This is a genomic window from Arthrobacter humicola, from assembly GCF_039531445.1.
GTDB classification, from domain to species: Bacteria; Actinomycetota; Actinomycetes; order Actinomycetales; family Micrococcaceae; genus Arthrobacter; species Arthrobacter humicola.
This window is the reverse complement of sequence record NZ_BAAAQB010000038.1, coordinates 22,294-39,844: the sequence shown is the minus strand read 5'-3', so window position 1 is coordinate 39,844 and position 17,551 is coordinate 22,294. Positions and strand designations below refer to the sequence as shown.

The window sequence follows — 17,551 nt, the reverse complement described above, 5'->3', positions numbered from 1 at the left end:
CGGCTGAGGGGGCGTCAGGGACTCCGGAGTGGGTCCCCGAAGTGGCTGCAGGCGACGGTTCGACAGCGGCGTTTGGGGCATCAGCGTGTATGGAAACAGTGGTCGGGCGGCACCCTTTAGGCCAGGAGGGTGCGAACCTGCCGGGGGGTGTCGGCCACGATCGCGGCCAGCCCGTTGCCGGACAGCCATCCCCCCACGACGGCGAGGGTACCGTCCGCGGCACAGACGCTCCGGACGGCGGCGACACGCTGTTTGTGGCCGAGGGACGCAAACGGCAACGCACCGGCCCAGCGGACCACGTCCCAGCCCACCACGTCCCCGGCGGTGACCGGGACCGACAGCAGGGCCGAGGCGTCGGCCAGGGCTGCGCGGAACAGTTCCTGGTCTGAGCGCGGCGGTTCCGAGCGCGGCACAGCCGCTCCCGGGCTGCCGTATTCCGTGGTCCCGACGGGCGCAACTCCCCGCCCGTAGGAGAGCCGGAGCACGTGCCTGCCCGGTCCGGTCCGGTCCGCCAGCCAAGCCCATTTGGCGGTGCCGTGCGTCAACGCTTTGGCCTGTACCCCGGGACTCTGCGGGGCCACGAGCACTCCCGTACCGCGTGGCGCCGCGTCGAGCGCCGGGAGATCCACCACGAGGGTGACCAGGCTGACATCGGGTCCGGCTTCGGGGCGGAGGCCCGCAAGCTCCGGCAGGGATTCTTCAAGCAGCCCGGCGGCGGCGGGGCCTTCGACCGCAACCACGAGCAACCCGGCGTCGTACGTGTCCTGATCCGTGGTGACCCGCCAGCCGCCCGCTGTGCGCCGAACGGACCGGGCCGGGGTGGCGCTGAGCAGGGTGACGCCGCGCCGGCGCAGGTCGGCCAGCAGGGCGGTCACCAGGGTGTGCATCCCGCCTCGCAGGCCGGCGACGGCGGCGCCGGCTTTCTGGAGCCCGGCGGAGCTGCCCGTCCCCGGCGCGGCTGCGCCGGCGCTCGACTTGGCTCCTCCCCTGCGTTGGGCCGCGACGGCGGCGGCGAGGGAACCGTGCCGGCGGATACCGGCCCGCAGCCCGGGGGCCACCATGTCGACGTCGAGCACGGCGGGATCGGCCGAGTGGACGCCGCCGACCACCGGTGCAACGAGTCTGTCCAGCACGCGCCTGCCCATTCGCGCGCGGACCAGGGCTGACACACTGGTGGCCTCGTCGGCGGTGCCAAGCGAGGCAGGCAGCACGGCGTCCATGGAGGCGCGGAGGGAGCCCAGCAGTCCCAGGGACCGGCGGACTTCCGGGTCCCATGGGCTGGCCGGGATGCCCAACACCCCGGTCTTGGGCAGTTCCCGCGGGCCGTCGGGCAGTTGCACCCAGGCACCGCCGGGGTTCGGTGCGACGATGTCGCCGGCAATCCCAAGCTCGGCGGCGAGATCGGCCACCGCGGCCGTGCGGGTAGCGAAGGACTCCGCCCCGCTGTCCAGGGTCAGCCCCGCCACAGCATGGCTGCCGACGCAGCCACCCCAAGCGTCGCTGGCTTCCAGGACTGTGGTGCGGAGGCCCGCCCGGGCGAACTCCCTGGCCGCAAGCAAGCCGGAGATCCCTCCCCCGACCACGACGGCGGTCCCGTCACGGGAGGTGCCCTCTGCGGCGGTACCCGCCGCGGACGTTACGGCGGCGCCTGCGTCCATGTTCCTACTCCGGTGAAATGGAGTGGATGAGTTCGACGACGTGCGTCAGCACCTCGGGATCCGTCTCCGGAGGCACGCCGTGGCCAAGGTTCAACACGTGGCCGGGCGCTGCGGAGCCGGCTGCGATCACGTCGCGGACGTGCGCTTCCAGGATCTCCCAGGGCGCGGAGAGGAGTGCGGGATCGATGTTGCCCTGCAGCGGAACGGTCCCGCCGAGGCGGCGGTTGGCCTCGTCCAGCGGCAGCCGGTAGTCGACCCCCACGACGTCGACGCCGACGTCGCGCATGGCGACGAGCAGTTCCGAGGTGCCGGTGCCGAAGTGGATGAGCGGTGCGCCGAGGTCCCGGACGTGGTCCAGAGCCCGGGACGACGCCGGGGCCACGTAGCGCTGGTAGTCGGCCAACCCCAGCGAACCGGCCCAGGAGTCGAAGAGCTGCGCGGCGGAGGCTCCGGCTTCCAATTGCGCCCGAAGGAACATGCCGGAGGCGTCGGCGGCCCAGTTGGCCAATGCCGTCCAGGTTTCCGGGTCGGCGTGCATCATGGTGCGCGGGCCGAGGTGGTCGCGGGAAGGCTTGCCTTCCACCATGTACGCGGCGAGCGTGAAGGGTGCGCCGGCGAAGCCGATCAGCGGAGTGCTGCCGAGCTCGGCCACGGTCAGCCGGACGGCTTCACGAATGGGTTCCAGGGCCTCCCACGTCAGCTGCGGCAGGGCGGCGACGTCCGCCGCCGTGCGCACCGGCACGTCCAGGACAGGACCGACGCCGGGCACGATGTCCACGCCGACGCCGGCCAGCTTGAGCGGAATGACGATGTCGGAGAAAAAGATGGCGGCATCGACGTCGTGACGGCGGACCGGCTGCAGGGTGATCTCGGAAGCCAGTTCCGGGCGCAGGCACGAGTCCAGCATGGCGACGCCCTCGCGGACCTTGAGGTACTCGGGCAGCGAGCGGCCCGCCTGACGCATGAACCAGACGGGACGGCGGGAAGGCTTGCCGCCGCGGTAGGCGGTGATTAGCGGTGAGTCCGCGGTGCGGCCGTCCATCAGCGGGTGTCCGGCGTCTAGGCCGCCGGCGCCGGCCACTGCGCCGTCTACTGCGGCGGCGTCATCGGCTGCGCCATGATCGGACGTACTAAATTTTGTCGTGCCGGCATGTGCCGCAGCGCTTGGAGTCATGACTTCGATTGTGCCCAAATTTGCGCCCAAAAGATAACGACAGCCTGTCACGCGGGCTGTCACACTGGCCACGAGGGCCGCGGCGTGGCGGGGATCACAGCCTTGGGTGCCGGACCCCACGCCAGGATAGTTGTTCTACACGGACGCGAAAAAGCTATGATGGTCGTGCTGTGGTTCTTTTCTCATTGGTGGCTACACACGCCGACATCGACCTCGAAACCGTTGCTCAGTTGAGCACCGGCGCTTCCGGGCTTGCCACATCCGCCCTCGCCGGATCGCCGGCCGTGGCGGGTGCCGTTGTCCTTGCCACCTGCAACCGCTTCGAAATCTACGGGGAAGCCCCGCATCCGGACGCCGTCGACGCGGCCCGGGCTGCCCTCATCACCCAGATCAGCGGAGCCAGCGGACTCAACGACCAGCTGGTCTCCCGCGCCTTCAGCACCCGCACGGGTGCCGAAGTCAGCCAGCATCTCTTCGCGGTGAGCTCCGGACTGGACTCCGCCGTGGTGGGCGAACGCGAAATCGCCGGCCAGGTCCGCCGCGCCTTGATCACGGCCCAGCATGAAGGCACAGCCAGCTCCGGACTGGTGCGGCTCTTCCAGGCGGCGTCCAAGACCGCCAAGGACGTCGGCGCCCAGACGGCGCTTGGTTCCCGCGGCCTCTCCATCGTCTCCGTAGCACTGGATCTTGCCACCGACCTGTCGGAAAACCCGGACTGGTCCGCCAAGAAGGCCGTCGTGTTCGGGACCGGCGCCTACGCCGGGGCCACCATGTCACTGTTGCGCGAACGCGGCTGCACCGATGTCTCGGTCTACTCCTCCTCCGGCCGTGCGCCCGGTTTCGTCGCCACCCGGGGCGGCGCCGCCTTGGATGAGGACACCCTTCCGGCTGCCGTCGCCGCTGCCGACGTCATGATCGGCTGCAGCGGCTCGGACAGCCGGGTCGAAGCGGACGACCTCGCCCGGATCCGGTCGGGCTCGGCCCAGCCGCTCATCGCGATCGACCTCGCCCTGACGCACGACTTCGACCCCGCGGTCGGCGAGCTCGACGGCGTCGAACTCCTCACGCTGGAATCCGTCCGGCTCGCCGCGCCCCAGGAACAGGCCGAGTCGCTCGCGCAGGCCAGCAGCATTGTGTCCGGTGCGGCCAGCGCCTTCGAGCAGGAGCGCGAGGCACGCTCCGTGGACTCGGCGATCGTCGCGTTGCGGCGCCACACGATGAACGTCCTGGATGCGGAAATGGAAAAGGTCCGCGCCCGGCACGGCTGCACCGCCGCCGCCGAGGAAGTCGAGTTCGCCCTGCGCCGCATGGTGAAGCAATTGCTGCATGTCCCCACCGTCCGGGCCCGCGAACTCGCCGCCAACGGACAGCAGGACGCCTACGTTGCCGGTCTTGAGGCGCTGTACGGGATTACGGTGGAGCCCTCCACCGCGACGACCGCTGCGACGGTCCCGGGTTCTGCAGCCTCCGAGGCCGACTGCCCTGTGGAGCACAGCCACGCGGAGCACGGCCCCGCCGCCGGCGACATCCGCGAAACCGCGTAACTGCCCGCGGCCCTCATTCCTGCCCCTCGGTTATTGCCCCGCGTATTGCCCCGCGGCGCTGGCTCGTGATGGCGACGCTCGTTGTTGCCCGTTGGCTAGTTGCCAGTAGGGCTAGTTGCTTCCGACGGCGCCACCACGGCTCATATCCCTTAGGCGGCTTACCCGGCGAACGCGTTAATGCCGGTCATGTCGGCCGACACTTGCCACAGCTGTGCGGCAGCCTCCCGGTCCACGGCATGGGCATCCACGCCCCTGATCCTCGCCTCCGGCGAGCCCGGCACGGTGGGTTCGGCAATGTCGCAGTCCTCGCAGTAGACGCCGCCCATGCCCTCAAGGGCCGGTGACGTTGCGGCCCAGACCGAGGTGGCCGCGCCTTGCGCGGGGGTCTTGAACCGGGCGTCGACGTTGCCGTTCTCATCCATCCAGCCGGCGGCGATCATTTCCTCGCGCGGCAGGTGCCGCTGCAGTTCCGTCATGATGCCGCCGGGATGCACGGCGAAGGCCCGCACGCCAAAGTCCCGGCCCAGGGCGTCGAGCTGGACGGCGAAGAGCGCGTTGGCCGTCTTGGCCTGGCCGTACGCCCGCCATTTGTCGTAGCCGGCGTCGAAGTTGATGTCATCGAAACGGATCCCCGAGAGCTTGTGCCCGGTGGAGGACAACGAGACCACGCGGGCACCCTCCGCCGCGGTGAGCGCGGGCCACAGCAGGTTGGTGAGGGCATAGTGACCCAAGTGGTTTGTGGCGAACTGGGACTCCCAGCCGGGCCCCGCCCGGTGCTCCGGACTTGCCATGATGGCCGCGTTGTTGATGAGGATGTCCAGGCTGCGCCGGGTACCGGGTTCCGCGCCGGTCAGGAAGCCGGCGGCGAACTCCTTCACGCTGGCCTGGTCGGCAAGGTCCAGCTCGGCCACGCTGACATCGCCTCCGCGGGTTCCCGGCGTCAGCCCGGCCGCAGCGAGGACGTCGCGGGCGTGCTCCGGCCGTCGGGCCGGCACCACAACGGTGGCGCCGGCCGACGCCAGGGCCCGCACGGTCTCCAGGCCGAGCCCGGAATAGCCGCCCGTGACAATCGCGGTCTTCCCGGTCAGGTCGATTCCGCTAATGACCTCGGCCGCCGTCGAATCCCGGCCGAAGCGGGAGCCGATCTTCTGCTGGGGTGTCAGGGTGTTTTCCTCGCTCATGACCAAGCCTTTCGCTGGAGGTGCCGTTCGACGGACGGTGCTTGTCAGGTGCCGTGGATGGACGGCCCGAAGGCCGCGGCACCTGAGGGCCGGAAGCCTCAGTACACCGGTTTCCCGGGTTCCACGTCCCGCACCCAGGCGAGGATGCCGCCCTCGAGGTGGCTGACGCGCTCGTACCCGGCCGCGCGGGCCGCGGCCAGGACGGCCGCGGAACGTGTTCCGGCCTTGCAGTGGAAGACGATTTCCACGTCCTGGGGCAGGTCCTGCCAGGCTTCGCCGGCCAGGATGCGGCCCTGCGGGATCAGCACCGAGCCGTCGATGCGGACGATCTCGTACTCCCCGCTCTCCCGCACGTCCACTAGGTGGAAGTCCTTGAGGCCGGCTTTGCGCGAGGCCAGCATCGTGGCGAGCTGGGTCGCCGTCACGGTGTGTTCGGTGCCCGCATCCGCCGTGGGGGTGATCCCGCAGAACGCCTCGTAATCGGTAAGTTCCGTGATGCGCTCGGCTTCGGGGTCCCGGGCCACCTTGATCTCGCGCCAGGTGCCGCCCAGCGCGTCATAGAGCGCCAGCCTGCCTAGCAGGGACCGCCCGACGCCGGTGATCAGCTTGACGGCCTCGGTCACCATGAGCGCTCCGACGGCGGCGCACAGCATGCCGAACACTCCGCCTTCCCCACAGGACGGCACGGAGCCGGCCGGCGGCGCCTCCGGGTAGAGGTCCCGGTAGGTGGGCCCGTACTGTTGCCAGAAGACGCTGACCTGGCCGTCGAAGCGGAAGATCGACCCCCAGACGTAGGGCTTGCCGAGGATGGCGGCGGCATCGTTCACGAGGTAGCGGGTGGCGAAGTTGTCAGCGCCGTCGAGGATGAGGTCGTAGCCGGCGAAGAGCTCCAGGGCGTTGGATGCGTCGAGGCGGACGTTGTGGAGCCGGACGTCCACTAGCGGGTTTAGGGCCGCGATGGCATCACGGGCGGACTCGATCTTGGGCCGGCCCACGTCCGCGACGCCGTGGATGATCTGCCGCTGGAGGTTGCTGAGGTCGACGTCGTCGTCATCGACGATGCCGAGGGTGCCGACCCCGGCGGCGGCGAGGTAGAGGAGGGCCGGAGAACCGAGGCCGCCGGCTCCAATCACCAGGACTTTCGCGTTCTTGAGCCGGCGCTGCCCGATTGCGCCGATTTCCGGAATGATCAGGTGCCGCGAGTAGCGTTCCACCTCGTCCGGGCTGAGATCGATTGCCGGGTCAACCAGCGGTCCAGGCTGCGTATCCAGCTGCGTCTGGAGGGTTGCGGGGGCGCCGGTGGCGGTGAACTTGGAAGCCATACTTCAATCTATGCCCGAAGATACCACCAGGTCATATTACCCGCGCGTAAAGTGTAGTTCAGTGCAATGTAGTTCAGTGCAATGCAGCTGAGTGTACTTGCGCGTTATTGGGTGAAGAGGGAAAGAAGGCCGACAGTGGTTCATCAGGCACCGGTGGAGCGGGACGAGACCGGCAAGCCGCCGGCCGGGCAGACGCGGAGCGGACAGCGCTCGGCACGTCTCCCCCGTGACGAACGCCGGGCGCAGTTGCTGGCGGCGGCGCAGGAAGTCTTCGTGGCGAACGGTTACCACGGTGCCGCCATGGATGAGATCGCCGAGACCGCCCACGTCAGCAAGCCTGTCCTGTACCAGCACTTCCCGTCCAAGCGGGACCTCTACCTGGCCCTGCTGGACAGCCATCTCAGCAAGCTGATCGATCTCCTGCTGGGCGCCCTGAATTCCACCAGCGACAACGACGAGCGCGTCCAGGCGGTCATGCGCGCCTACTTCCGATTCATCGCCAACGACGACCAGGCACACCGGCTCGTCTTCGAATCGGACCTGATCAACGATCCCGACGTCAGCGCACGTTTGGAAACGTTCAACAAGACTTTTGCCGACGCCGTCGCCCGCGTGATCGCGGAGGACACCAAGCTGCCGGAGCTCGAGGCCCAGCTCCTGGGCCGCGGACTCGCCGGAATGGCCCATGTGAGTGCCCGGTACTGGCTGGAAACCGACGGAAACCTGGACCTCGATGTGGCCAGCGACCTCATCTACCGTTTAGCTTGGCGCGGAATCTCCCGCTTCCCCAAAGAGACCTAGACTACAACTAGAGATTGACCTTAGACATTTATTCGACTTTGACTGGCTGGGAGGCCCCGCTGTGGAAGTAAAGATTGGTATTCAGAACATTGGCCGCGAAATTGTGCTCGAATCGGCCCAAGACGCCGACGCCGTCGCCAAGGTGGTGGGCGACGCGATCGCCAAGGGCAGCGAGCTGCGGCTGACGGACGACAAGGGCCGCCTCGTCATCGTCCCCGCCAATGTGCTGGGTTACGTGGAAATCGGCGCAGAAGAGGCCCGCCGCGTCGGTTTCGGCGCCCTCTAGCCCCCGTTCTTCACTGCGGTTTCCTTCACTGTCGTTTTCTTAGCCCGAGGGGTCCTGAATGCTTTCCCTGATTGTGGTCGCCATGGTCACCGTTGCTGTGGGCTTTGTGGTGTGGGCCAACGACAAGCGGCACACGAAGTACGGCATCAGTGTGCCGGCCGGAGTGGCCGCCTTCGTCGGCATGCTGAGCTGGATCATCTTCATGGCGGCCGGGTTCGGCTACCAGCCGGGCCTGACCTGGATTCCGTGGATCCTGCCGCTGATCCTGGGTGCCGCAGCCTCCATCGCGGCCGTGGTGTACCTCGGCAGGACCCGGGCCCGGCACGACACCGAGCGTCTCACCGCCATCCTGAAGCTTTAGCGGGTCCTGGCCGGGAGCCAGCAGGACGGGGCCCATTTTCTCGTCAGGGCGGGCCCTCGTCCGCCCTCGTTGGACAGGCTCAGCCGGTTTACCTGCACCTCCGTGACCACGCGCCCAGCAGGGTGCGTGGTCACGTTTCGTTGAGCACCGGCGGCTCCGGCAGGCCGCCCGCCTTGATGAAGTCCACTCTTGTCGTACGCGGAGTTACATTGCCCGGCATCGTGCCGCCGTTGCCTGCCGGGGCGGCAGCCGGATGCGGCGTCGCGTCGCGGCCGCACCGGTTCGGTCTTTTTTGTCGGACCCCTCTGGGATCGTTGAGACATGAAAGCCGTTGGAGCGTTCATCCCGGAGTTGGCCCCGTGGGCCGGCCCGGTCATGCCCTCGGGGCGTTCCCGCCCGGCCGGCGAGGCCGGGGAGTCTGAAGCATCACACATCGGTGGCGCAGACCATGCCGGGAACGGTACTTTGGGCCGCGCCGCGAACGCTGCCGTGTACGGCGCTGCAGGCCATGGTGCCGGCGGCGCGGTGGAATCGGCGCTGGCGTTGCTGCGGTCCATGGGCCCGGCGGCGGCCGACGCGGCCCGGTTCCGCCTGGTGATGAGGATCTGTGATGAAGCGGTCCTGCTGGCGGAACCAGGTCAGACCTGCCAGCCTCACCGGCCTTTCAGAGGAACGCAGACGTTACAGGAACTCGGCCCGGCCTTCCATCGCGGAGGACGCCAGTGCGTGCTCGCGCCGCGGGATCCTGCCGGCCGCTTTCGCCAGTCTTCCGGCGATGACGGCGTGTTTGAAGGCCTCCCCCATGAGCGCGGGATTCTGGGCACGGGTCACGGCCGTGGCCAGCAGCACGGCGTCGCAGCCAAGTTCCATCGCCAAGGCCGCGTCCGAGGCCGTGCCGATTCCGGCATCGAGCACCACGGGCACGGACGCCCGCGAGACGATCAGCTCGATGTTGTGCGGGTTCAGGATGCCCAGGCCGGTGCCGATCGGGGCACCCAGCGGCATCACCGCCGTCGCCCCGAGGTTTTCGAGCCGCAGGGCCAGCACGGGGTCATCGTTGGTGTACGCGAAGACCTTGAAGCCGCGGGCCACCAGCTGCTCAGTTGCGTCCACGAGCTCGACCGCGTCCGGCAGCAGGGTGTGCTCGTCGGCAATGACTTCGAGCTTGACCCAGTCCGTCTCCAGGGCCTCGCGGGCCAGTTCGGCGGTGAGTACGGCGTCCTTGGCGGTGAAGCAACCGGCTGTGTTCGGCAGCACTCGGATGTTGTGGTCCACGAGCAGCTGGAACAGCGATCCCGTTTCCGCCGGTGAATAGCGGCGCATCGCCACGGTGGTCAGTTCCGTCCCGGAAGCCAAAAGCGCCGCGCCCAGCCCGTCCAGGCTCGGCGCACCGCCGGTGCCCATGATAAGCCGGGATCCGAGCGTCACGCCGTCCACCACGAACGGATCGGCGAGGGCCCCGGCAGCCGGCCGGGCCGGCGATCCTGCAAGAGTCGTTTCGTTCATGCTGGTCATCCTCCCTGGACTGCCGTAACAAGTTCGACGTCGTCGCCGTCGGCGAGCGCGGTGGCGTGCCACTGGCTGCGGGGCACCACTTCGGCGTTGCGGGCCACCGCGACACCGAGCTTCTGCCCGTCGGCAGCCCGGCCGTCGGGGCCGATGCTCCGGCCCGTGAGCTGGCTGACGAGTGTGCTGACGGAGGCGCCGTCGGCGACGCTCTGCTCCGTTCCGTTCAGTCTGATGTTCATGCTGCTTCCTTGTTGGGGCTGTCCCCGGACGCATCCGGGGTGCGGGAGAAACGGTCGGGGCGGAACCCGGCCCAGCGCGGGTCCGGCATACCGTCCATGAGTTGACGACAGACGACGGCGGCTGCCGGGGTCAGCAGGACACCGTGCCGGAAGAATCCCGTGGCGATGATGAGGCCCGGGACGTCCCCGCCTTCCGGGCGCGAGACGCGCCCCAGCATCGGGGCGTTGTCCGGTGTGCCGGGGCGGCCGCGCGCCGTGGCTTCGAGTAGTTCCAGCTCGGCTACAGCGGGCACCAGCTGCTGAGCGTCTCGGAGCAGCTGGTAGACGCCGCCGGCGGAAACAGCGTGCGGATCCGACGGGCCGTCTTCGCGCTGGGTGGCGCCGATCACCACAGTGCCGTCCTGCCGCGGGACGATATACACCGGCACCCCGCGCACCATGCCACGCACGGTGGCCGTAAGCAGTGGTTGCAGGTGCGCGGGCACGCGAAGCCGAAGGATGTCGCCGTAGACCGGCCGCAGCGGGAGTTTCAGTCCAGCGGGCAGCCCGTCAAGGTCGGGGGCGCCGAGCCCGTTGGCGACCACGGTTTCCGCGGCCCGCACGGAACCGCCGCCCGCGAGCCGGACACCGGCGACGCGTCCGTCCTCCCACAGCAGCCCCGCCGCGCGCCGACGGACGAATCTGCAGCGGCCCTCCGCGTCGAGCAGCCTGGTAAGCCGGGCAATCAGCATGCGGGGGTCCACCTGGTGGTCGGCCGGGATATCGAATGCGCACGAGATACCGGGGCTGAGCAAAGGTTCCCGGCTGCGGGCCTCGCGCACGGTCAGGGGCTCCACGGTGAGGCCGGAGTCCTGCTGGACTTCCCTCAGGTCCGCGAGCGCGCGCCGGTCCGCCGCGTCGGCACCGACGGCGAGGGTCGGCGTCGTCAGGTAGCCGGTACTGGACCCTGCCCGGGATCCCGGGCCGCTGGCGGCACTGGCATCGGCGTCGATCCCGGCACCGGCATCGATCCCGGCCACGAAGGCGGGCCACAGCCGGGAGGACTCGAGCATCAGTTCCAGGAGCTGTTCTTCCTGATAGTGCAGTTCGCTGACGGGGGCCAGCATTCCGGCGGCGGCCCAGCTGGCCCCGCTGCCGGGCGCGTCATCGATCAACACCACGGACCGGCCCGCACGGCTGGCCTCGAACGCGATGCCGTGGCCGATCACCCCGCCGCCGATCACCGCAACGTCAACAGCGACGTCCTGTGCGGATGTGTCCTGTGCGGTGAGGTCCTCTGCGGAACCGGGGCCCGTGTCACAAACCCGGTAGGCGGCGTCATCTGCGGCTTCGGCTTCACGGCTGGTTCTTGTGCCCATAAAAAATTCCTTCCCTACGCCGGTACTAGCCGGATCAGGTCAAGCGGTCGGCTCTGACGCCCTCTCAGCCGTGCAGCGATGACGTGGCCGCTGCGGGCTCCCGCGGTATGCGCCCAGTTTAGAGGAACTAGGCTGGTGTCATGAGCCAGGACTCCCTCCACACCACCGCCCGCCTCTACTTGTGCACCGACGCCCGGCAGGACCGCGGCGACTTCGAGGACTTTGTGGACGCCGCATTCGCCGGCGGGGTGGACATCATCCAGCTGCGCGACAAGTCGCTTGAGGCGGCCGAGGAACTGGAGCTCCTGGAGGTCCTGCACACCGCAGCGCAGCGGCACGGACGGCTCTGGGCCGTCAATGACCGGGCGGACATCGCCTCTTTGTCCGGGGCTCCGGTGTTCCACATCGGGCAGAAGGATATTTCGCTCGACGCCGCCCGCGGCCTCCTCGGCAAGAAAACCATAGTCGGATTGTCCACCCACAGCCCGGAGCAGGTGGACGCTGCCATTGCGTCCTCCCCCGGCCGCAAGGGACTCGACTACTTCTGTGTGGGACCCGTGTGGGCCACTCCCACCAAGCCTGGACGCGCCGCCGTCGGCCTCGACCTGGTGCGTTACGCCGCCGAGGCGACCGGCCGGGCGGATGGGGAGGGAACCGGCACGGTCGACGGCCGGGTCGAAAGCTTGTTGCCGTGGTTCGCGATCGGCGGCATCGACCTCGGCAATGTTGAGCAGGTAGTCGACGCCGGTGCCCGCCGGATCGTCGTGGTCCGGGCAATCACCGACGCCGATGATCCGGCCCACGCAGCCGGCGCACTGCTGGCGGCGCTGGATGCCGCCGATTCCTGAACAGGTTCCGTTCGGGTTTCCGCCCCGGCGGCGGAGCTACCCCGCCAGTCCCAGCGCGGCCATCCGGCGCGAGTGGTTTGTGGCGAGTTCGGCCGTCAGCGCCCTGACCAGTTCCCTGGCGCCGGCGTCGTCCAGGCCTGAGAGCCCGCCGAGGAAGGCGTGTTCGAGACTGACCCGCTGGGCCTGGGTCAGTGCCTCGCCCAGCAGGCGCCTGGCCCACAGCGCCAGGCGCGACGCCAGCCGGGGGTCATCGGCCAGGGCCGCCTTGAGCCGCTCCTGCAGCACGGCCGTGGCCTCCTCGGCGGACTGGATCTGCTCGATCAGTTCCCCCGTCGCGGCGTCGACGTGCCTGGCGACGGCACGGTAGAAGTCCGCGGAGACGGTGTCGATCACGTAGGCCTTCATGAGGGATTCGTACCAGTCCGCCGGGCGTGTGCGCTCATGGAAGTGGTCCACGGACGGCTGGAACGGCAGCATGGCGGCCTCCGTGTCCAGGCCCATGGCCTCGAGCCTGGCCCGGACGAGTTCGTAGTGCTGGAACTCGACCACCGCGATCCTGCCCAGCACCGCACGGTCATGCAGCGTGGGTGAATAGCGGGCGTCCGAGGACAGCCGTTCGAAGGCCGAAAGCTCCCCGTACGCCATCACTCCCAGCAGATCCGTGAGGAAGCTGTTGTAGCGGGCAGGATCGTCCGGGATTGGGCTCATAATCCAAGACTAATAGCGGAAATCGGGCTAACCTGATTTTCGTGTCCCATCATCGCCTGACCCCGAGTATCCACGAGCAGCAGAACCAGCTTGCCGGGGCTCTCAAGGCGTTGCGCACCACGCTGGAACTGCCCGGTCCGTTCCCCGAGGACGTGCTGCGCGACGCGCAGGCGGCGGTGGCCGAGCACAAGCTGCCGGACCTGGACTTCACCCATGTCGAGTTCGTGACGATCGATCCGGCGTCCTCCACCGACCTCGACCAGGCGCTGTTTATCGAGCGCAACGGCGAGGGCTACAACGTGCTTTACGCCATCGCCGATGTCCCGTCCTTCGTCGCGCCGGGCGGGGCGCTCGACGCCGAGACCCGCCGCCGCGGCCAGACCTTCTACACCCCGGACGGGCGGATCCCGCTGCATCCGGAGGTCATCAGCGAGGCTGCCGGTAGCCTGCTCGCCGGGCAGCTGTGCGCGGCATTCGTCTGGGAGTTCGAACTCGACGCCGCGGCGGAGGTGACCTCGGTGCTGGTGCGCCGGGCCCAGGTCCGCAGCCGCGCGAAGCTCAGCTACAAGGGTGTCCAGGCCGAGCTCGACGCCGGCACCGCAACGCCCCTGCTGCAGCTGCTGAAGGAGGTGGGCATCAAGCGCGTGGAGCTGGAACGCCTCCGCGGCGGCGCGAGCCTGAACATGCCGGAACAGGAGATCCAACAACTGCCCGACGGCGGCTACCGGATCGTGGCGGCCCCGCCGCTTCCGGTGGAGGACTGGAACGCCCAGATTTCCCTCATGACCGGGATGGCGGCGGCCGGGCTGATGCTCCAGGGCAAGGTCGGCATCCTGCGCACCATGCCAGCCCCGGACGAGGCGTCGCTGCGGCACTTCCACCGCCAGACGCACGCTCTCGGCAAGCCCTGGGACGGCGAAACGCCCTACGGCGAGTACCTGCGGACCCTCGACCCCACGGATCCCCGGCAGCTGGCCATCGTGCACTCGGCCGGCATGCTCTTCCGCGGGGCCGGCTACACGCCCTTCGACGGCACAGTGCCGCAGGCCGCCGTGCAGTCCGCCATCGGCGCGGCCTACGCCCACTCCACCGCGCCGTTGCGGCGGCTGATCGACCGTTTCGTGCTGGTGATCTGCGAGGCCCTGAGCAACGGCACCGAGGTTCCGTCCTGGGCCCGGGAAGCCCTGCCGTCCCTCCCGGCCATCATGGCCACCTCGGACCAGCTGGCCGCACGACTGGAGCGGCTCGCACTGGACACCGTGGAAGCAGCGCTGCTCGTCAACCACGTCGGCCAGGAGTTCGACGCCGTCGTGATCTCCGGCTCCAGACCGGCAAAGAGCGCCAGCGGCAGCGGCACCAACGGGAACGGCGGCAAGTCCAACGGTAACGGGAACGGCCCGTCCGGAATCGTGCAGATCGCCGAGCCCGCGGTGACCGCAAGGTGCCCCGGCGAGCTCGAACCGGGCACCCAGGTCCGGGTCCGGGTGGTGTCCTCGGACATCGCCACACGCGAAATCCGGCTGGAGCTGGTCGGCTGACGGACCGCCGCCGGGGCCCCTCTGCGGCGCGATCGCGCCTCCAGTCGAGGATCCGGGTCTCGTACAGCTAGACTGGAGAGGTAGATATGGATGCCCGGTCGTTGATTTCCATGATTTTCGAATTCAACAAGCCCGCCCCTACGCGATCTTGAGATACACCCGCTGGTCCCCAGTGCCAGCATTTAGATAGCCCGCGATCGGCTTCCACTGGAATTGCTTGCGCGCCTGAGCGTGCTCCGGAACGGCCACGGCCGGCCCCGTTGAGCAAGCAGCGCAGCCCAAAATGAATAAGGAAACTCACCTGTGAGTGAATTGCACACGCACCAGCTTCTGACCGATGAGTCGGGCACGGAGACCATCGAGCCCGAAGAAACCATCATTTCGGACGAAAAGCCGCACGAGATTGCCGAAAAGACGTTCGCCGATTACAACGTCCGCGCGGACATCGTGGAGTCCTTGGCCGACGCCGGCATCACCCACCCCTTCCCGATCCAGGCAATGACGCTGCCGGTCGCCCTGGCCGGACACGACATCATCGGCCAGGCCAAGACCGGCACGGGCAAGACCCTCGGCTTCGGCATCCCGGCGCTGCAGCGCGTCGTTGGCCGCGACGACGCCGGCTTCGACAAGCTGGCCGTGCCCGGCGCCCCGCAGGCCCTCGTGATCGTGCCCACCCGCGAACTCGCCGTCCAGGTAGCCAAGGACCTCGAGAACGCGGCCAAGAAGCGCAACGCCCGTATCGCCACCATCTACGGCGGCCGCGCCTACGAGCCGCAGGTCGATGCCCTGCAGAACGGCGTCGAGATCGTCGTCGGCACCCCCGGCCGCCTGATCGACCTCTACAAGCAGAAGCACCTGAGCCTGAAGAACGTCAAGATCGTCATCCTCGACGAGGCCGACGAAATGCTGGACCTCGGGTTCTTGCCGGACGTCGAAACCCTGATCGCCGGTACCCCCGCGGTCCGCCAGACGCTCCTGTTCTCGGCCACGATGCCCGGCCCGGTCATCGCCATGGCCCGCCGCTACATGACCCAGCCGACCCACATCCGCGCCGCGGACCCGGACGACGAAGGCCTGACCAAGCGCGACATCCGCCAGCTGATCTACCGTGCCCACAGCATGGACAAGGTCGAAGTTGTTGCCCGGATCCTGCAGGCCCGCGGACGCGGCCGCACCATCATCTTCACCAAGACCAAGCGCACCGCTGCCAAGGTGGCCGAGGAACTCGTGGACCGCGGTTTCGCGGCTGCCGCGATCCACGGCGACCTCGGCCAGGGCGCCCGCGAACAGGCGCTGCGCGCCTTCCGTAACAACAAGGTGGACGTCCTCGTGGCCACCGACGTCGCCGCCCGCGGCATCGACGTCGACGACGTCACGCACGTGATCAACTACCAGTGCGTCGAGGACGAGAAGATCTACCTGCACCGCGTCGGCCGCACCGGCCGCGCCGGCAACAAGGGCACCGCTGTGACCTTTGTCGACTGGGATGACATGCCGCGCTGGGGGCTCATCAACAAGGCCCTGGGCCTGAACTTCCCCGAGCCCGTGGAAACCTACTCCTCCTCGCCGCACCTGTTCGAGGAACTCGACATCCCCGAGGGCACCAAGGGCCGCCTGCCCCGCGACAAGCGCGTGCTGGCCGGCGTCGACGCGGAGGTTCTCGAGGACCTCGGCGAGACCGGCAAGAAGAACACCCGCAGCAGCGCAAAGGACAGCGGAAGGGACGGCACCCGTGAGGGCAGCCGCACCGGCGCCCGCGAAGGTAACCGCACCGCCAGCCGTGACGGCGCCCGCGAAGGCAGCCGCACCGGCAGCCGGGACACCCGCCGCAGCGGCGCCGAGGCAGGCGGACGCTCCGGCGACCGCCGTCGTCGTCCCGCCGACGCCGAAGCCGCTACCGTTTCCACTGCCGGCGGGCAGGGCCCCGAGGCTGCTGCCGGCGCCGCGCCGGCGAAGGCCCCGACCGAGGTGGACCGTGCAACCCGTGCGCGTCGCCGCACCCGTACGCGCCGCCGCAACGGTGAAGTCGTGGCCGGCGGCGACGCACAGCCGAGCGGCGCCGAGGCCTAATCCCCTCCATGACTGACACCGTCTGGGCGCCGGACGGCAGCAACCTGGTGGTTCACGCGGACAACGCGGAATACCTCCCCACGCTGCCGGACGGCGCCTTCACACTGATTTACGTGGACCCGCCCTTCAACACCGGCCGGGTGCAGCGGCGCCAGGAAACCCGGATGGTCCTCAACGCCGGCGGCGAGGGTGACCGCGTCGGGTTCAAGGGCCGGTCCTATGACACCATCAAGGGCGCGCTGCACAGCTACGACGACGCCTTCAGCGACTACTGGTCTTTCCTCGAGCCCCGGCTCGTGGAGGCCTGGCGGCTCCTGGCCGACGACGGCACCCTGTACCTGCACCTGGACTACCGCGAGGTGCACTACGCGAAGGTCATGCTGGACGCGATCTTTGGCCGCGAATGCTTCCTGAACGAGATCATCTGGGCGTACGACTACGGTGCACGGGCCAAATACCGCTGGCCCACCAAGCACGACAACATCCTTGTCTACGTCAAGAACCCGGCGAAGTACCACTTCGACAGCGCCGAGGTGGACCGTGAGCCGTACATGGCACCCGGGCTCGTCACCCCCGCCAAGCGCGAGCTCGGCAAGCTTCCCACCGACGTGTGGTGGCACACCATCGTCTCGCCCACCGGCAAGGAGAAGACCGGCTACCCGACGCAGAAGCCGGAGGGCCTCATCCGGCGCGTGGTCGCGGCCTCGAGCCGGCCGGGCGACTGGTGCCTGGACTTCTTCGCCGGTTCCGGCACGCTCGGCGCCGTGGCTGCGAAGCTGGACCGCAGGTTCGTGTGCGTGGACCAAAACCAGGCGGCCGTCGACGTCATGGCCAAACGACTGGCCGCGAAAGCGCAGTTCACCGCGTTCCCGCCGGACCCCGGGGCCTGACCCGCGGTCCCGCCCGCCTTTCGTCGCGATGCGCCATCACTTGTGGCGGGTAACCGGGCCTCTG

General features: G+C 68.9%; 16 protein-coding genes and 1 riboswitch. Of the genes, 8 read left to right on the top strand and 8 right to left on the bottom strand.

The window, feature by feature from the left end:
• Positions 1-116: 116 nt before the first annotated feature.
• Together hemG and hemE are read right to left on the bottom strand one after the other, a co-directional pair.
• On the bottom strand, positions 117-1,658 hold the full coding sequence (gene hemG, locus ABD243_RS14890; protein ID WP_344367219.1) for a protoporphyrinogen oxidase: 1,542 nt from the start codon (positions 1,656-1,658) through the stop codon (positions 117-119).
• A gap of 4 nt (positions 1,659-1,662) precedes the next feature.
• The gene (hemE, locus tag ABD243_RS14885; protein WP_344367389.1) at positions 1,663-2,700 is read right to left on the bottom strand and encodes a uroporphyrinogen decarboxylase; all 1,038 of its coding nucleotides are present in this window, start codon (positions 2,698-2,700) and stop codon (positions 1,663-1,665) included.
• 302 nt (positions 2,701-3,002) lie between these two features.
• On the opposite strand from hemE, the gene ABD243_RS14880 reads away from it, so the two are divergent.
• Positions 3,003-4,376: a glutamyl-tRNA reductase gene (locus ABD243_RS14880; protein WP_344367217.1), complete on the top strand. Its 1,374-nt coding sequence runs from the start codon at positions 3,003-3,005 to the stop codon at positions 4,374-4,376.
• A 158-nt stretch (positions 4,377-4,534) separates the two neighbouring features.
• Here the strand turns inward: ABD243_RS14880 and ABD243_RS14875 are convergent, their stop codons facing one another.
• Together ABD243_RS14875 and moeB are read right to left on the bottom strand one after the other, a co-directional pair.
• The gene (locus ABD243_RS14875) at positions 4,535-5,557 is read right to left on the bottom strand and encodes an SDR family NAD(P)-dependent oxidoreductase (protein WP_344367215.1); all 1,023 of its coding nucleotides are present in this window, start codon (positions 5,555-5,557) and stop codon (positions 4,535-4,537) included.
• Between the two features lie 98 nt (positions 5,558-5,655).
• Positions 5,656-6,879: a molybdopterin-synthase adenylyltransferase MoeB gene (gene moeB, locus ABD243_RS14870; protein WP_344367213.1), complete on the bottom strand. Its 1,224-nt coding sequence runs from the start codon at positions 6,877-6,879 to the stop codon at positions 5,656-5,658.
• Between the two features lie 81 nt (positions 6,880-6,960).
• Between moeB and ABD243_RS14865 the strand changes: the two genes are divergently transcribed.
• The 3 genes from ABD243_RS14865 to ABD243_RS14855 all read left to right on the top strand — a co-directional run bounded on the left by ABD243_RS14865 (position 6,961) and on the right by ABD243_RS14855 (position 8,327).
• Positions 6,961-7,680, top strand: a complete 720-nt coding sequence (locus tag ABD243_RS14865) for a TetR/AcrR family transcriptional regulator (protein ID WP_425547217.1) — start codon at positions 6,961-6,963, stop codon at positions 7,678-7,680.
• A gap of 61 nt (positions 7,681-7,741) precedes the next feature.
• The gene (locus ABD243_RS14860; protein WP_091249068.1) at positions 7,742-7,966 is read left to right on the top strand and encodes a DUF3107 domain-containing protein; all 225 of its coding nucleotides are present in this window, start codon (positions 7,742-7,744) and stop codon (positions 7,964-7,966) included.
• 58 nt (positions 7,967-8,024) lie between these two features.
• Positions 8,025-8,327: a cytochrome c-type biogenesis protein gene (locus ABD243_RS14855; RefSeq protein ID WP_344367210.1), complete on the top strand. Its 303-nt coding sequence runs from the start codon at positions 8,025-8,027 to the stop codon at positions 8,325-8,327.
• 681 nt (positions 8,328-9,008) lie between these two features.
• Here ABD243_RS14855 and ABD243_RS14850 read toward each other — a convergent pair.
• The 3 genes from ABD243_RS14850 to thiO form a co-directional block, all read right to left on the bottom strand.
• On the bottom strand, positions 9,009-9,833 hold the full coding sequence (locus ABD243_RS14850; RefSeq protein ID WP_116767348.1) for a thiazole synthase: 825 nt from the start codon (positions 9,831-9,833) through the stop codon (positions 9,009-9,011).
• 5 nt (positions 9,834-9,838) lie between these two features.
• Positions 9,839-10,075 carry a sulfur carrier protein ThiS gene (gene thiS / locus ABD243_RS14845; protein WP_116767347.1) on the bottom strand — a complete coding sequence of 79 codons (237 nt, stop codon included), beginning with the start codon at positions 10,073-10,075 and terminating at the stop codon, positions 9,839-9,841.
• The gene (thiO, locus tag ABD243_RS14840; RefSeq protein WP_344367208.1) at positions 10,072-11,433 is read right to left on the bottom strand and encodes a glycine oxidase ThiO; all 1,362 of its coding nucleotides are present in this window, start codon (positions 11,431-11,433) and stop codon (positions 10,072-10,074) included. Before thiO ends, thiS begins: the two co-directional genes overlap by 4 nt.
• Positions 11,427-11,547: riboswitch (TPP riboswitch) on the bottom strand. It overlaps the preceding gene by 7 nt.
• A gap of 26 nt (positions 11,548-11,573) precedes the next feature.
• Here thiO and thiE point away from each other — a divergent pair.
• Entirely contained in the window at positions 11,574-12,281 is a 708-nt protein-coding gene (gene thiE / locus ABD243_RS14835) for a thiamine phosphate synthase (protein WP_344367206.1), read from the top strand.
• Between the two features lie 36 nt (positions 12,282-12,317).
• On the opposite strand, the gene ABD243_RS14830 is transcribed toward thiE, so the two are convergent.
• Positions 12,318-12,989 (bottom strand): ferritin-like fold-containing protein, encoded by a 672-nt coding sequence (locus ABD243_RS14830; protein ID WP_344367205.1) that lies wholly within the window; start codon positions 12,987-12,989, stop codon positions 12,318-12,320.
• Positions 12,990-13,030: 41 nt separating this feature from the next.
• Between ABD243_RS14830 and ABD243_RS14825 the strand changes: the two genes are divergently transcribed.
• From ABD243_RS14825 to ABD243_RS14815, 3 genes are all read left to right on the top strand, one after another.
• Positions 13,031-14,527, top strand: a complete 1,497-nt coding sequence (locus ABD243_RS14825; protein WP_344367203.1) for an RNB domain-containing ribonuclease — start codon at positions 13,031-13,033, stop codon at positions 14,525-14,527.
• Positions 14,528-14,830: 303 nt separating this feature from the next.
• Positions 14,831-16,597: a DEAD/DEAH box helicase gene (locus ABD243_RS14820; RefSeq protein WP_344367201.1), complete on the top strand. Its 1,767-nt coding sequence runs from the start codon at positions 14,831-14,833 to the stop codon at positions 16,595-16,597.
• Positions 16,598-16,605: 8 nt separating this feature from the next.
• A complete protein-coding gene (locus tag ABD243_RS14815; RefSeq protein WP_116767341.1) occupies positions 16,606-17,487 on the top strand; it encodes a DNA-methyltransferase in 882 nt (293 codons plus the stop codon).
• The last annotated feature ends 64 nt before the right edge of the window (positions 17,488-17,551 follow it).

Coding starts and splice junctions, on each gene's coding strand:
- ABD243_RS14850 (WP_116767348.1), bottom strand. CDS start 9,833: ATGAACGAAACGACTCTTGCAGGATCGCCGGCCCGGCCGGCTGCCGGG.
- hemE (WP_344367389.1), bottom strand. CDS start 2,700: ATGGACGGCCGCACCGCGGACTCACCGCTAATCACCGCCTACCGCGGC.
- ABD243_RS14875 (WP_344367215.1), bottom strand. CDS start 5,557: ATGAGCGAGGAAAACACCCTGACACCCCAGCAGAAGATCGGCTCCCGC.
- thiE (WP_344367206.1), top strand. CDS start 11,574: ATGAGCCAGGACTCCCTCCACACCACCGCCCGCCTCTACTTGTGCACC.
- ABD243_RS14865 (WP_425547217.1), top strand. CDS start 6,961: ATGCAGCTGAGTGTACTTGCGCGTTATTGGGTGAAGAGGGAAAGAAGG.
- ABD243_RS14815 (WP_116767341.1), top strand. CDS start 16,606: ATGACTGACACCGTCTGGGCGCCGGACGGCAGCAACCTGGTGGTTCAC.
- hemG (WP_344367219.1), bottom strand. CDS start 1,658: ATGGACGCAGGCGCCGCCGTAACGTCCGCGGCGGGTACCGCCGCAGAG.
- thiS (WP_116767347.1), bottom strand. CDS start 10,075: ATGAACATCAGACTGAACGGAACGGAGCAGAGCGTCGCCGACGGCGCC.
- ABD243_RS14830 (WP_344367205.1), bottom strand. CDS start 12,989: ATGAGCCCAATCCCGGACGATCCTGCCCGCTACAACAGCTTCCTCACG.
- moeB (WP_344367213.1), bottom strand. CDS start 6,879: ATGGCTTCCAAGTTCACCGCCACCGGCGCCCCCGCAACCCTCCAGACG.
- ABD243_RS14855 (WP_344367210.1), top strand. CDS start 8,025: ATGCTTTCCCTGATTGTGGTCGCCATGGTCACCGTTGCTGTGGGCTTT.
- thiO (WP_344367208.1), bottom strand. CDS start 11,433: ATGGGCACAAGAACCAGCCGTGAAGCCGAAGCCGCAGATGACGCCGCC.